Below are 15,209 nucleotides of genomic sequence, written 5' to 3'. Positions count from 1 at the left end.
ATGCCAAATCCATGGATGAAATCAATCAAGCTCCTACTGATTCCGGCGTTGTTCCTCCTTACGTTAGCGGGTTGTGGCAGCCCTGGGGTTGGCGAGACATATCCGCTTGAATCTGTCTCCACCAAGGACAATGGACAGTCGTCACGCATCTACCGTGCGGAAGACAAGACTGTACCGGAAGTAGCCTCGGAGCTGGCGGAACAGAATACGCCAGATGAAATCTCCAAAGAAGATCCGCAGCATATGTTCCTCATTTATCCGGACGAGATCTACCATTTGCAGCAAGACGCTGCCAAGCCGACAGATACGTTGATCGAGGTCGACAGCAAAGAGTACGTCCGGCAAAATTACGATTCTTCGTTTTTGCAGGGATATATTGTAGCCAGTGTACTGGATGATTTGTTCGACGGACTTAAGAAAAGTACAAAGGGCAGCTATCGTGGCTACTCTAGCAAGGACATATACAAGCCTTCCGGTACGTATCGCGTGCCTACAATCGAGGACAAGAAAGTAGCGCCGCCGATTACCAAAGAGGGTACGGGCAGTATTTTCAAACGGGGTAATGCGAAGAACTCGGATGGTACGGTAGGTTCTGACGGCAGCATTTTTAAGAAGAAGGCGGATTCATCTTCCAGCGGTAGTTCAGGCAAAATTATTCGTTCTTCCAGCAGTCAATCGTCGAATTCGAGTGACTCTTTCTCTTCCAAACGTTCGAGCTTTTCCCCACCGAAAAGTAAATCGCCCCCACGAACGAAGGTGGGGGGCTCTGGGCGGATTACAAAACGCCGATAACTGTAAAAACAAGAGAGAAACGAACACCCCCAAACGATTTTGATAGCTCGTTTGGGGGTGTTTTTGTTTTGCTGATTAACGCTGCTTGGTCTCTACCGTATACACAATATCTTCATTTTGATATTTGTACACATACAAGAAGTAACGGCCTGGCTTTACTTGATAATGGGCACTTTGCAGATTTCCCTCCCGCTCTTGCGGGTACGTTACAGGCTGATCCAGATTTCCTTCATGGAAGAGCATCCAAGTCACACCTTGTCCCTCTTGAGGGTTTAAAGAAATACGTATTTCTTCTGGTTTATCTACTTGGAAGGCAAAGATATCTTGCCAATCGTTTCCTTTCATGTCCCCTGAAACAGTCGTGCCAATCTTTAATGGACCATTTGCTTGCTCGGTAGAATCATTGCTCTCGTTTTCTTGATAGAGCTGCTCTTGTGGGCGATCTTCCCCCGTAACCAATAAGCGAAACGGTTGGTCCTCTTGTTCTGTACGATACGTATAAGCAGTCACATAGTAAGTCCCTGGTTTCGCATCGAATGATCCGATCAGCTTGTTGCCTTCACGCTTGGTGGGATAGGAGATGTAGTTCTCTCTATCGGACTCGTGGAATACAAGCCATGCCACGCCATCTCCTTGCTTCGTTTCCATCTCTACTTGAAGCTGTTGGGCTGATTTCACATCGAGACGGAACTCCTGACTCGGTTTTTGTGGATGAATGATACCCGTGATCGGCTTACCTAATGAAAGGGAAGACTCTTCAGGATTTGGATTTGGGTTTGGCTGTTCCGTTTCGGAGCCATCTTCTTGAGCCAGCTTCCCGTGGAACACGACATCATAGGCAAAGCGTCCATCTTTTGTCGTACGATAATTGGTGAAGTAGCTCGTAACCGTGTCGTAGCCATTCCAGGAAAGATCCGATAACTCCTTGAGGAAGCCATCTGTGAGGCGGTTCATTTCTTGCCAATCTTGATATTCCCCTTGGGAAGCTCCACCTGTATAAACCCCACGCAACGTGAAGCTGCGGAAATCTCCAGAGTCTTTTTCATCTGTTTTTGCATCGGCCAGAGAAGCAACCTTTGCGATTTGACGATAAACCTCTTCTTTGTTCGTCACGTCTACTTTTTGTAGGTAATCATCTGAAACGAGAGGAACATCCAACTCTTCATACTGTTCGATCAAATCTTCTACTGTTTCTTGATAGCCACGTTCAAGAGCGCGGTCACGGCTGAATTTTTCGATTAAGTCATCATAAGCAGATACATCATTGGAACGGATCGTATCATTGATTTTATCCAGACGAGCAAAATCATTCTTGAATAGATGGTACTGAAGCGCGAAGGAGTAGTCATAGAATGCCAGGGTTCCGTATTTGGCATGCATCATATCGGCCGCAGTGTAATCGAGATAAGGCGCTGCATTTCGAATATTGCCTACAACTGACTGGCGAGGCTTGATTCCTTCTGTTCGGGTAGAACCTGCGAAAAACTCAGCTCCGCCTTCTTCATACCAAGGCAAGCGACTGTTTTCATATATCTTTCCTTGTCCCCACATGCCCGGCACTTCATATCTGCCTTGCAAATAGTGGACGAATTCATGACGGAACAGCTCTTCCAGACTGTAGATGCTTTGTTCTTTTGTCCGATCATAGGTGAAGAAAGTGCCAGTACCCTCGATGTAGATACCACCATTATCGGTGTCGTACCCGTACAAGAAGCGATTCATTTTATACTCATCAGGCGTATTGTAGATGACAATGGTCAGTACATCATCCGGATTGCCGCTGTCCAGCTCCTTGTCATTTCCGATGACACGATGAAATTGTGCCTTCACTTCCTTGGATGCCCAATACAAGCGTTCAACCTGTTCTTCTGTGAGTTTATCTCCCGTTTTGAACACAACGGCTCCGTCATCAAAGGTGAATTGCTGCGGAAGATAATGCTTTTTGCCTTCCTTTACTATTTCCTCGAGATCGATTTTTTGGCCATTGGCATCCTCACCATATGCTTCCGCGATTTGTTGCGCCGCAGTGAAGTACGGCTCGCTCATCTTTTTATACGTTTTCATCGCTTTCGTCAATATGTCATTGGCTTTGTCTGGATCACTGTAGTAGCTACCTAATTTCCCTGTGTAATACAGGGCATTGTTCGTCAACCATACATGATCAGCGGAAGTCTCCCCATTTTCTGCCATGTCAAAAATGGGGTCAAGAAATGCGTCGATGTTACCTTTCAGCTCATCTCTTCCTGAATCATCTACTCCCCAAATCAGAACATAGCCAATACCTTGAAGGACGCTGTAAAAGGCCTCGCTTGCTACGCGATCATCTGACCATTTATCCCGATTGTCGTTAAAGTCTTCCATTACTTTTGACAGAGTACCGATTGTCTCTGAATCAACAGTCGTGTTGCTAATTAATTTTCCCGTTGAACTAATGATTTCATTTTGAGTCTTTGTCCCGAAGGCGAAATTTTGATTGGCAGTAATAGCTTGAAGTGCTGGAATAATCTTTTGCTTATACTTTGGCTCCATCAAATACTTTAATTCATCATGGTAGTACCCCAAGTAATACCCCGAACGCAAAACCTCTACATAGGTATGGATGCCCTGCTCGTCATCCTTGGTGAAGTTCTTGCCACTCTCTTGCAACGCATCAATGATGGCCTGAACCCGCTCCCGATCCTCATAAAATTCCTGGGTGTCGTCGTTGTAAGTAAACAGCTCAGGGATTTGCGTCCAACTGATTTCCTTCAACAATTCAACAAGCTCTGAATTGTCCAATGTTTTCAGATGCGAGATGCTGTACTTCTCCTGTTTGGCTGCTTGGCGTAACTGTGCTTTCGACATGCTTTCCTGAACGGGTGTATGACCAATCTGGGAATCGATGGGCTCTTGGGATGGGGGTTGCTGCGTGCTTTTAGCTTGAGCTGCTAGTGGCAAGCCTGCTGCTACCGTTGAAATGGCAATTGATCCTGCTGTTACCATGCTAATCCATGAACGATTCATAGCTTTTGTTGACTCCTTTTTCATTCATTTTGGAAGTATAAGTGAATATTTTATAGTATCGGTATCCAACATGAAAATACTTACAAATAAAACAAAAGGTGATGGAATATAGAACTTTATTCCTATTTGGTAAAAAGAAAAGAATGTCTCGAGAAGTCGCTTTGTAAGAATGGAAGGAGAGCGACTTTTGTATGCCTGTGACGAAAACATGATTGTTGATCGACAAAAGAAGAAGGGATGTGCATTCAGCATTCGACAGTCTTTGTTAGCAGCATTGGCTATGATTGACATTGGGAAAGCACAGATAGGCGAAGTTGGCGGAGGGGAGTGTTAGAAGATGCTGGAAAAAATTCTCGAACTGCGTTCACGATCCATGTCCATTGCACAAATTGCCAAAGAGATCGGCTTAACGATCGGTCAAGTGAAGTATCGCCTGCAAAAAGACCGTGCGAAGCCAGAGGCACCACCTCCCGCTAGAACGGAATTGGAATGGCAATTACCTGCGTTTTATGGTCGGGACATTGTCAAAGTCATGGCACAAGGACCGACTGTGTTATTCATCTATTGGGAAATCACTTGGCCACGCATGAGAATGGTCGCCTCGTACCTCCAAGCCGATTATCGTCACATTCAGAAGGGATTGCGTCTGTATGATGTGACTGAACGTTTATTTGATGGAAAAAATGCGCATTCCGTCCGAGATGTGTTCGTACATGAAGAGGCTTATTCCTGGTACGTGAAAGATGTAGAGCCAGGACGTACATATATGGTTGATTTTGGGTTATATGAACACAATCGGTTTTGTCCGATATTACGCTCGGAAACGGTAGTTACTCCACGCCATTCAAAAGCTAGCTGGGGGGAACCGTTAGTGGAGCCCGCCCACGATCCAGCTACACCTTCCTGGTTTGAGAACTTTTCCTCCTACTCGTTGTATACCAAAACATCAAATAAGTGAGGTGTCATTTGTGCACAAAGGTTATCTCTCCCTCGTGTTGCATGCCCATCTGCCTTATGTCCGACACGGGGATCGGGACGATCGCCTGGAAGAGCGCTGGGTATATGAAGCCATGCTGGAATGCTATCTTCCTTTGCTCATGGTTTTCGACAAGCTCCTCTCAGACGGCATCGCTTTTCGCATGACCCTTGCTATTTCTCCGACATTACTTTCCATGCTGGATGATGATCTGATCGTGACGCGTTTTCGCACACATCTAGCGAAAACCGTTGAATTGGCTGGGAAGGAAGTCAAACGAACCGCAGGTCAACCTCAAGAAAACCGTATCGCCAAAATGTATGTGGAGCGTTTTCGAACGATCATTGCCTACTGCCGCAAGTGGGATTTTCAACTGATCAAGGCCTTTAGGCATATCGCGGACAGTGGATGCCTCGAACTCATCACTTGCGCAGCCACGCACTCTTTTTTGCCCTATGTGGAAACAGAAGAGGCGATTCGGGCACAGCTTCTGGTAGGGATCGATACGCATGAGCGGATTCTGGGAAGACGTCCGAAGGGAATTTGGCTGCCAGAGTGCGGGTATACACCTGGACTGGATCGCTTGCTGAAAGAGGCAGGGCTTCGGTATTTCTTTGTAGACAGTCACACGATAGAGCATGCGACGCCTTTACCTCGCAGAGGGTTGCTGGCTCCCTTGTTCACGCCGCATGATGTGGCTGCCTTTGCCCGTGATGAAGTGGCCTCCCGCCAGGTATGGAGCTCGATCGATGGTTATCCAGGGGACTATGACTACCGTGAATACTACCGGGATATCGGATTTGACAGGGAGATGAGCTACATCGAGCCGTACATCCATCCTGAAGGCATTCGCGTGCATACCGGTTTGAAATATTATCGGATCACCGGAAAACAAGGGGATAAAGACTGGTATGAGCCAAGCTGGGCGCGCGAAAAAGCAGCGTCACATGCGGGACATTTCTTGTATCACCGAGAGCGTCAAGTGGAGGAAGCCAGTCAATGGATGGACCGCAAGCCATTGGTCGTCGCCACTTATGATGCGGAGCTGTTTGGTCATTGGTGGTTCGAGGGTCCGCAGTTTTTGGATTTTCTCATGCGCAAAACGGTGTGTGATTCAAAAGAAGTGAAATTAATGACACCATCTGAATATTTGGAGGAGTATCCAGAGCAGGATCGCGGTCACTTGCCGATGTCAACATGGGGGAGAAATGGCTACGGAGAAGTCTGGCTGAACGAGAACAATGGCTGGATATACAGGCATCTGCATCAAGCGGAGCGGGAATTGATCACAGCGATTATTACCTATTCTGAAAAGAAAGGAGATCAGCTTGCGTTACGGTGCCTCAAGCAGGCTGCACGGGAATTGATGCTGGCCCAAAGCAGTGATTGGGCGTTTATTTTAGACGGTCAAACGGTCACTCGGTATGCGGTGCAACGCGTTCATGACCATTTGGTTCGCATGCGGGCTCTCTTGGTGATGTATCGAGAGCATCGACTGGATGAAGAGGCAATTACACAAGCAGAAGCTGACTTTCCGATCTTTCCTAACGTGGATATCACGTTCTATTTGCCTAAACAAACGCATAGAGTGAACGTATCGCGTCAATTGGTAGCGGCTGCGCAAGATCAGTCTTCGACAAAAACAGTTTTGATGCTTGCATGGGAATTTCCCCCTCATGTAGTAGGGGGGCTAGGTCGGGCTGTCTACGATCTCGCCAGGCATCTTGCCCAGCAAGGAATCGTGGTGCATGTGCTGACACGTGCGACAGATTCATGCGCCGTAGAGGAGATGATGGAAGGGGTTCACGTACACCGTTTGCCTACGTACATTCCTTCTGAACAAGCCGACTTTCTGGCATGGGTGTTTCAACTGAATTTGGCGATGGTCGATGCTGCCTATCAGCTCTGGTCACTCGGGGTGCGACCAGATGTCATCCACGCTCACGATTGGCTAGTTAGCTGGGCTGCAATCGAACTGAAACAGAGGTACTCTCTTCCGCTCGTCAGCACGATTCATGCTTTGGAACATGGTCGGCATCAAGGTATTCATACACCGTTGCAACAAAGGATCCATGAGTGTGAACGTACGCTAACACAAAGCTCTGACGCAATGATCGTTTGCAGCAAGTATATGGAGTCGGAAGTCAAGCGCCTGTTCGGAACACCTTCATCCCATTTACGTGTCATTCACAATGGTGTCGATCTCATTCCCCTAACGGAGATAAATCGTGAACAGCTTCGACAGGAATTGGCGATAGGGGATGGTCCTGTTCTCTTTTTTGTAGGGCGCTTGGTTCAGGAAAAAGGTGTTCACCTCTTGTTAGAAGCTATGGCAAGGCTACGCGCTGAGTTTCCGCATGCGAGGTTGCTCATAGCAGGCAGAGGACCGATGCAAGACGAGTGGAAGCTATTGGTTCATCAGATGGGACTTTCTGAACAGGTCCGCTTCTTGGGCTTCGTAGACGATGGAAGGCGAGATGAGCTGTTCGCCCTGGCTGATGTGGCAGTATTCCCGAGCTTGTATGAGCCTTTTGGAATTGTTGCGCTGGAAGCGATGGCTCTAGGGACTCCTGTTCTGGTTGCGGATACGGGAGGGCTGCGAGAGATCGTTCGCCACGGCGAAAACGGCGCCATGATGTACACAGGCGACCCTGAATCCTTGACGAATCAACTCCGCTGGCTACTGTGCGACCCTGATCAGCGGCATCAACTGGCCCAAACGGCCATGCAAGATGTTAAGCAGTTTTACAACTGGACACTTCTGGCTAGTCAAACCATCGATCTATACCGTTCACTTAGCGTACCTGCGGAAATCGGCATGACAACCTAGATTGCAACGATGAAGGAGGAAGAAAAGAAGATGAAGGCAGTAATCATGGCTGGGGGAAAAGGTACACGACTACGTCCGTTAACATGCCACACGCCAAAACCAATGGTGCCACTCTTAAACCGGCCTTGCATGGAGTACACGATTGATCTATTGAAAAAGCATGGGATTACAGAGATAGCAGTGACACTCCAGTATCTGCCTGACGTCATCCGCGATACGTTTGGTGATGGATCTCGCTACGGTGTTTCGCTTGTCTATTTTGAAGAAGCCATTCCTTTGGGCACGGCAGGCAGCGTGAAAAACTGCGCGGATTTTCTCGATGAGCGTTTTGTCGTGATCAGTGGAGATACGTTGACAGACATCGATTTGTCGGCAGCCATACGTTTTCATGAGCAAAATAATGCACTGACTACGTTGATTTTGACGCGGGTTGAAACACCGCTGGAATTTGGCGTTGTCATGACAGACGAGGGCGGACGCATTACCCGTTTTTTAGAAAAGCCGAGCTGGGCGGAGGTTTTTAGCGATACGGTGAATACCGGGATATACGTCTGCGAGCCAGAGGTCTTGTCTTATATAGAAGAGGAGCGGGAAGTGGATTTCAGCAAGGAAATTTTCCCGTCGTTTTTACAAGCAGCAAAGCCTCTATATGGCTATGAGGCAAGCGGCTATTGGTCTGATATTGGTTCTTTAGAGGTATACCAACAAGCCCAGTTTGATTTGCTGGATGGACGCGTACATCTCGAAATAAAAGCACAGGAAATCGCACCGCGTATTTTCTTGGAAAATGATGTTCGCATCGATTCATCGGTCCGTTTGGAAGGCCCTGTCTATATCGGTGAAAATGTACACCTGCAAGCTGGCGTTGCCGTAGGTGCTTATTCCATTCTGGGGAAAAATACGGTGATTTCTTCCGGTACGAAGCTGTCCAGAACGATCATTTGGGAAAACAGTGTCATTGGGAAAAAAGCAGAGATCACAGGAACGACTCTCTGCCGCAACACCCGAATTGCAGATTGCGTACAACTCGGGGAAGGGGCGGTCATCGGAGACCAGTGCCTCATTGGGGCGAAGTCAGTGGTAAAGGCAGGAATCAAAATTTGGCCGGATAAGGAAGTCGGGGAAAATGCGACTGTCACCACCTCGCTTATCTACGGTGCCAAGCAAACCAAAAATTTGTTTGGGACGCACGGCATCAAGGGCATTGGTAATGTTGACATCACGCCCGAATTTGTTACAAGACTTGCTGCTGCCTATGCGTATTTACTACAAGCGGGGGACAAAATTGCGCTCTCGGCATGCGCACACCCTTTTGCTCAATTATTGAAGCATAGCATCATGACGAGCTTGTGCTCTTCCGGAATTGATACGGTCGATCTCGGAATTGGGAATTCACCCTTGATCCGGTATGGCGTGCGCTCTCTGGCTTGCAAAGGCGGCATACATATTTATATGGCAGAGCCAGTGGATGATAAAGAGATTGTTATCCAATTCATCGATCATGCAGGCTTGCCGATTTCTCGTGATCTGGAGCGCAAAATTGAGAATGCCTACTGGCAAGAGACTTATATTCGCAACCTGAATCGGTTGGGAGCACTGCAAGTCGAGCATCACGTACAAGAAGCTTATCTCCATGCTTTGGTCCAACAGTTGAATGTATCGTCCATCCAGCGTCAGCGCTTCCACCTGCTGATCGATTGTGAACAGCGTTTTTTCCCGACTTTTCTTGCGCCTCTTTTGCATGCACTGGGAGTTACTGTCGATTACAGCTCGATACAAGAAGGTATTCGTAAAAAGGGAGCGGATTTGGGCGTTCGTCTCGATAAAAATGGCGAGCAATTTGTCTTGTTTACCGAGCATGGAGAGAAGCTCGCAACCGAACAGATCACGGCACTGCAGCTATTGGCGTGCAGTGGTCAACATCGGCGAATTGGCCTTCCTGTGAGTGCACCGATTGAATTGGAGCATATGGCCCAGCTGTTGCAAATGGAGGTTGTACGCACCAAGGTTTCACCGCGATCCATGATGGAGGTATCGAGCGAACAGCGTTTTCATCCAATGTTTGACGCTGTGTACAGCCTCATGAGAATTCTTTCTTATCTGGCTTCTGAGGAAAAGCCGCTTAGCGTTCTGCTGGAATTGTTGCCAGCGTGCCATATGGAGAAAAAGACTGTTTTTTGCCCATGGGCAGCAAAAGGGAAGGTCATGCGCAGAGTGATGGAAGAAAACAAAGGCAAGCTGCTCGAGCTCGTTGATGGAATCAAGGTATACGATTCGAATGGCTGGGTACTGATTTTACCCGATTCAGAGGATTCGCACGTAAAGGTAATTTCGCAAGGGGCTACCGCAGAGACCGCGGCTACACTTGCTTCTTCCTACGCGAGACGAATTGCCGAATATCAGTTTCACGAAAAGAGAGAGATCGACAGCCTATAACGAAAAGGACGTGAAGGCATGCCGAGACCGCTCGTCGTCGGGAACGGAAAACTGCTGATTAATTTTGATGACAAGCTGCACATGCGAGATCTGTATTTTCCGTATGTTGGTCAGCTGAATCATGTTGGGGGACACTTTAGCAAGCTGGGGATTTGGGTGCAAGGTCGCTTTTCCTGGCTGGATGAAGACGGCTGGGCGCGGAGGCTCGGATACGGACAGGAGTCTTTGGTGACAGATGTTCATGCGCATCATGAACATCTGGGTATCTCCTTGCAAATCGCAGATGGGGTGCATCAGCGTGACCCGATTTATTTGAAAAAGGTGTGCGTTCGGAATTTGACGAGCGAGGTTCGGGAGGTCAGGCTGTTTTTCAATCACGATTTCAGCTTGAATGAGACAGAGGTAGGGGATACTGCTGTTTTTGATCCCAATCTGCGTACGATTTATCACTACAAGCGCAATGTGTATATCATGGCGAATGGAAAAACGGATACGGGTGGGATCGATCAATATAGCGTCGGGATCAAGCGGTTCAACTATGCGGAGGGGACTTGGAGGGACGCGGAGGATGGCCTTTTGTCCGGCAATCCGATTGCACAAGGCTCCGTAGATAGTACGATCTCTTTTTCCCTCATCCTTCAACCTCAAGAAGAGAAGGCACTCTTTTACTGGATGTGCATTGGTGAATCGTATGAGGATGTCAAAGGATTGAACCAATATGTACTCGAAAGTGATCCGGAGAGTTTGCTCAGTCGGGTCGCTGTGTATTGGCAGCGTTGGGTCAATAAGGAAGAGCGGGACTTTGCTGATCTTCCGGCAGAGGTTGTCAATCTGTACAAGACCAGCTTGCTTCTCGTTCGTACGCAAATCGATCAGAACGGAGCGATTCTCGCTGCGAATGACTCGGATATTCTCCAATTTAATCGCGATCATTACAGCTACATGTGGCCAAGAGACGGGGCTTTGATTGCGAGTGCGATGGCGAAAGCGGGCTACACGGGAGTGGTCGCATCATTTTTTCGATTTTGCGCGGACGCCTTGAACAAGGACGGGTATTTGCAGCACAAGTACAATCCAGACGGGTCTGTTGGCTCCAGTTGGCATCCGTATATTGTTGACGGAGAGGTTCAGCTTCCGATCCAGGAGGATGAGACGGCACTCGTACTGTACGCCCTCTGGGAGCAATACAAGAGCGGCAAGCAAATTGAAGATTGCCAAGCGCTCTATCCTACGCTGGTTCGTCCGGCGGCTCGCTTTTTGCTAGAGTATGTCCATCCAGAGCTGCAACTCCCAAAACCAAGCTACGACTTATGGGAAGAGCGACGGGGAATTTTTACGTTTACCAGTGCTACGGTTTTCGCAGGCTTGATGGCTGCGGCTCGTTTCGCCCAGCTATTCGGGGATGATCGACGCTACAAACGCTACACAGAAGGGGCAGAGCGCATTCGTGAGGCAATGGAAAAACATCTGTACGACCCTGAAATCGGGCGTTTTCTGCGTGGGATTTATGTAAGAGCAGATGGGAGTGTCGAAAAAGATTTCACGGTGGAGAGCAGCTTGTTCGCTCTGTTTGCGCTTGATGTGTTTTCTGTAGACGATCCGAGAGTTGCGCAGACAATGGAAGCTGTCAAAAAGAGTTTGCACGTAGACACGGCGATCGGTGGAATCGCTCGCTATCAAGGGGATTACTATTTCAAAAAATCACATGACACGGTTAAGGTCCCGGGAAATCCATGGATCATTTGCACCTTATGGGTGGCTGATTGGGAAATTGCCAAGGCAAAATCACTCGATGAACTCCAAGAGCCAAAGAACAGACTGGCCTGGGTCGTACGGCATGCCCTACAAAGCGGCGTGCTATCCGAACAGCTCGATCCGTATACAGGTGCTCCCGTATCCGTTGCACCCCTGACGTGGTCGCATGCTACTTATGTCGCCACTGTTTTGCGTTATTTGGAGAAGGTGAATGAGTTGCGGTAACGAAGGGAGAGATGAGGAGATGACAACGATCCGTTTCGGTACGGACGGTTGGCGCGACATAATCGCAGATGGCTTTACCGTCGAGAATGTCCGTATTGTCGCACAAGCCATCGCCAGCTATACCAAAGAAATCGGACAACAGGAGCAGCCTGTTTTGGTCGGGCATGACACGCGGTTTCTGGGGAGACGCTTTGCCGAGGAGGTTGCAGCTGTCCTGACCGCCAATGACATTCGGACTTATTTGGTGAACGAAGCAGCGCCAACGCCTGCCGTAGCCTTTGGAGTGAAGCATTTTGCAGCGAGTGGTGCAATCATGATCACGGCCAGCCACAATCCACCCGAATATAACGGCATCAAATACATTCCGGAGTACGCTGGACCTGCAACGCCTGCGATCACGCAAAGATTGGAAGAATGGATCACCGAAACCTACGAGACCAACTTGGTGCGTGCGATTTCCCTCGCGGAAGCAAAGGCCCGCAAGCTTCTGCAAGTCATTGTGCTGCGTCCTCATTACGAGGCGCATCTGAGACGCATGATAAACATGGATGTTTTGCATAACTCGTCCTTGTCCGTTGTTGTCGATGCCATGCATGGTGCGGGTATGGGCTACGTGAGCGGTTTTTTGTCAGAAGCGGGGGTAAAAAACGTCGGAATCAGAGAAGTCCCGGATGCGGCTTTTGGAGGGGATTTGCCAGAGCCAAACGATAAGCATTTGCAGTTATTAAAAAAAGAAGTCGTAGAACGCCAGGCATCTCTTGGTCTTGCCAATGACGGGGATGCAGATCGCTTCGGAGTCGTCGACCGCTTCGGACAGTATCTCACGCCAAATGAAGCACTGGTCCTGCTCACCTATCATTTGCGAAAAAATCGAGGCTTGACCGGACGGATTGTCAGGACAGTTGCAACCACGCATCTTCTGGATCGAATGGCTACGCATTATGGTCTGGAGCTCGTAGAGACGCCGGTCGGTTTCAAGTACATCGGTGAGGAAATGCGCAAAGGCGACGTGCTCATTGGTGGAGAAGAAAGTGGCGGGGCGAGTATTCTCGGTCACATCCCGGAAAAGGATGGCGTACTCATCAATTTGCTGCTCGCCGAGATGTGCGCGTATGAAAACAAAGGAATCGATCAAATACTGCGAGACGTATACGAGCAATTCGGCGAGCTGTTCCACACGCGGCTTGATATGAAATTGCCGGAAAAAGATCAATGGGTACAGCAAATGATCGCCAAGCCACCTGCACTCATTGGTCCTTATCAGGTTTTGGAGATTCAACGAGTGGATGGGGTCAAGCTGTTGCTCGAGGAAGGACATTGGGTCTTAATCCGTCCGTCTGGCACGGAACCTTTGGTGCGCATTTATTGTGAAGCAACGAGTGCGACAGCCTTGCAGAAGCTGCAAGATGCGATTCATGAATGGTTTTTGGAGATTAATGTGTAAAAAGTTGACGAGGAGAGCCTGCATAATGTGCGAGGTTCTTCTTTTTGCGTGGGGTCCTTCTATGCGGCTGCGGAGAAGAGAAGAATATTTCCAGTCTAGGCTCCAGGCTACGTCCTGCTGTGGGCTAGACTGTCCGCTCCGAAGGGATTCGCGGGGAAACGCAAAAGTGGTAGCCGCTTCGTCGTACGGGCACGGTTGCGTTTCTTCTGCCCGCAAATCCCTTCTCCGCTTGGTAGGACTCCACAAGTCGCTACGTCTGGAAATATTCTTCTCTGACGTAACTGATGAGGTTCTTCATTCTTTCAAAGCTTTAAAAAGCGGGGGAAACTCGTAAAGCTCGTAGAGGAAACAGGAGAAAAAAGCGAAGATCTTAGGGACACCGACCGAGACGCAATGCAAAAAGCGAAACACGCATTTAGCGTCCACCTCTGAAACACATCCTGAAGAGACCACTTTGGACGCGGTTTCGCTTTTTGCATGGAGTCGTGCAGTCAATCCCACAGGAGGTGGCCCTAGAATCTGAGCGTTTTCTCCTGTTTCCTCCCCACCACAACAGTTACTTAAGGATTCTTCTCTGCCGAAACAGATGAGGTTCTTCAATTCTTTTCAGGTATTAAAAAATCGGGATTAAATAGAAAGCTCGTAGAGGAAACAGGAGAAAAAAGCGAAGATCTTAGGGGCACCGACCGAGACGCAATGCAAAAAGTGAAACACGCATTTAGCGTCCACCTCTGAAACACATCCTGAAGAGACCACTTTGGACGCGGTTTCGCTTTTTGCATGGAGTCGTGCAGTCAATCCCACAGGGGGTGGCCCTAGAATCTGAGCGTTTTCTCCTGTTTCCTCCCCACCACAACAGCAACGTACAAGAGCCCCATTTACCAAATCAAAAAAATGAGGTATTCTTGTCCATATGCAATCCTTTCATTGGAATCGGACAGGACTTCCTGGCCCCAACCAGTGCAAAGGATTTTTTGCCCCTTATAGGAAATGTCTGAATGATCGTAGTAGATGAACCTTCATTAATTTTGTTTTAACGTAGTTCGAAGTCGGTAACTGATGAGAGATGATGAGAAACGATGCGGATCGATCAGCATATATTACAAGCTTTTTTACAGGAAGTTCAAGTGGAGAGTCTGTCACCAGATGATCCTGTCGTTGTACACCACACGCCATACCCGTGGGAACTGGTTGGTACCGGCAATTATGCTGCCGTATTTGCCCACCCGGACTATCCAAAGGTAGTAATCAAGCTGTACGCACCTGGAAGACCAGGAGCCGAACAGGAAATCGAAGTCTATCGCAAGCTAGGGGAGACTCGTTCCTTCCCCATCTGTTATGATTATGGGGAAGGATACTTGGTCATTTCGCGGATGAACGGTATCCCCTTGTTTGACTGTGTCCGCTTTGGTATTCCGATTCCTCCGCAGGTGATTGAAGACGTGGAGGAAGCATTAGAAGAAGCCCGCAGGAAGGGCTTGTTTCCGCATGATGTCCATGGGAAAAATGTATTAATGGATCAGGGACGAGGTTATCTGATTGACGTATCGGATTACTATGTCAATGATACAGACACCAAATGGCGTGATTTACGCAAGGCGTATTACAAGGTGTATCTGCCATTTATCAAGGATCGTGGATGGAAAATTCCATTGTGGATGCTGGAAGTCGTACGCAAAGGCTATCGACTGTTCAAAAAAGGAAAGCGCTTGTTCACGTAGGCGGTCTCTGGTAAAATGATCATTTGA

Annotated in this window: 8 protein-coding genes; 7 read left to right on the top strand and 1 reads right to left on the bottom strand. The window is 48.4% G+C overall.

The window, feature by feature from the left end:
- On the top strand, nucleotides 1-792 hold the full coding sequence (locus HP570_RS03745; RefSeq protein WP_173624931.1) for a DUF4247 domain-containing protein: 792 nt from the start codon (nucleotides 1-3) through the stop codon (nucleotides 790-792).
- Nucleotides 793-867: 75 nt separating this feature from the next.
- Here the strand turns inward: HP570_RS03745 and HP570_RS03740 are convergent, their stop codons facing one another.
- Nucleotides 868-3,795 (bottom strand): collagenase, encoded by a 2,928-nt coding sequence (locus HP570_RS03740; protein ID WP_254495007.1) that lies wholly within the window; start codon nucleotides 3,793-3,795, stop codon nucleotides 868-870.
- 337 nt (nucleotides 3,796-4,132) lie between these two features.
- Between HP570_RS03740 and HP570_RS03735 the strand changes: the two genes are divergently transcribed.
- The 6 genes from HP570_RS03735 (at nucleotide 4,133) to HP570_RS03710 (ending at nucleotide 15,182) form a co-directional block, all read left to right on the top strand.
- On the top strand, nucleotides 4,133-4,753 hold the full coding sequence (locus tag HP570_RS03735) for a DUF4912 domain-containing protein (protein ID WP_173624929.1): 621 nt from the start codon (nucleotides 4,133-4,135) through the stop codon (nucleotides 4,751-4,753).
- A 10-nt stretch (nucleotides 4,754-4,763) separates the two neighbouring features.
- The gene (locus HP570_RS03730) at nucleotides 4,764-7,601 is read left to right on the top strand and encodes a 1,4-alpha-glucan branching protein domain-containing protein (protein ID WP_173624928.1); all 2,838 of its coding nucleotides are present in this window, start codon (nucleotides 4,764-4,766) and stop codon (nucleotides 7,599-7,601) included.
- A gap of 30 nt (nucleotides 7,602-7,631) precedes the next feature.
- Entirely contained in the window at nucleotides 7,632-10,037 is a 2,406-nt protein-coding gene (locus HP570_RS03725; protein ID WP_173624927.1) for a sugar phosphate nucleotidyltransferase, read from the top strand.
- A gap of 18 nt (nucleotides 10,038-10,055) precedes the next feature.
- Nucleotides 10,056-12,017, top strand: a complete 1,962-nt coding sequence (locus HP570_RS03720) for a glycoside hydrolase family 15 protein (protein ID WP_173624926.1) — start codon at nucleotides 10,056-10,058, stop codon at nucleotides 12,015-12,017.
- A 19-nt stretch (nucleotides 12,018-12,036) separates the two neighbouring features.
- On the top strand, nucleotides 12,037-13,461 hold the full coding sequence (locus tag HP570_RS03715) for a phosphoglucomutase/phosphomannomutase family protein (RefSeq protein WP_173624925.1): 1,425 nt from the start codon (nucleotides 12,037-12,039) through the stop codon (nucleotides 13,459-13,461).
- A gap of 1,079 nt (nucleotides 13,462-14,540) precedes the next feature.
- On the top strand, nucleotides 14,541-15,182 hold the full coding sequence (locus HP570_RS03710) for a serine/threonine-protein kinase (RefSeq protein ID WP_015892043.1): 642 nt from the start codon (nucleotides 14,541-14,543) through the stop codon (nucleotides 15,180-15,182).
- Nucleotides 15,183-15,209: the final 27 nt, after the last annotated feature.

It is taken from the genome of Brevibacillus sp. RS1.1, assembly GCF_013284365.1.
Taxonomy (GTDB): domain Bacteria; phylum Bacillota; class Bacilli; order Brevibacillales; family Brevibacillaceae; genus Brevibacillus; species Brevibacillus brevis_D.
The sequence above is the reverse complement of the archived record's forward strand: the minus strand, read 5'-3'. Positions and strand labels throughout refer to the sequence as shown.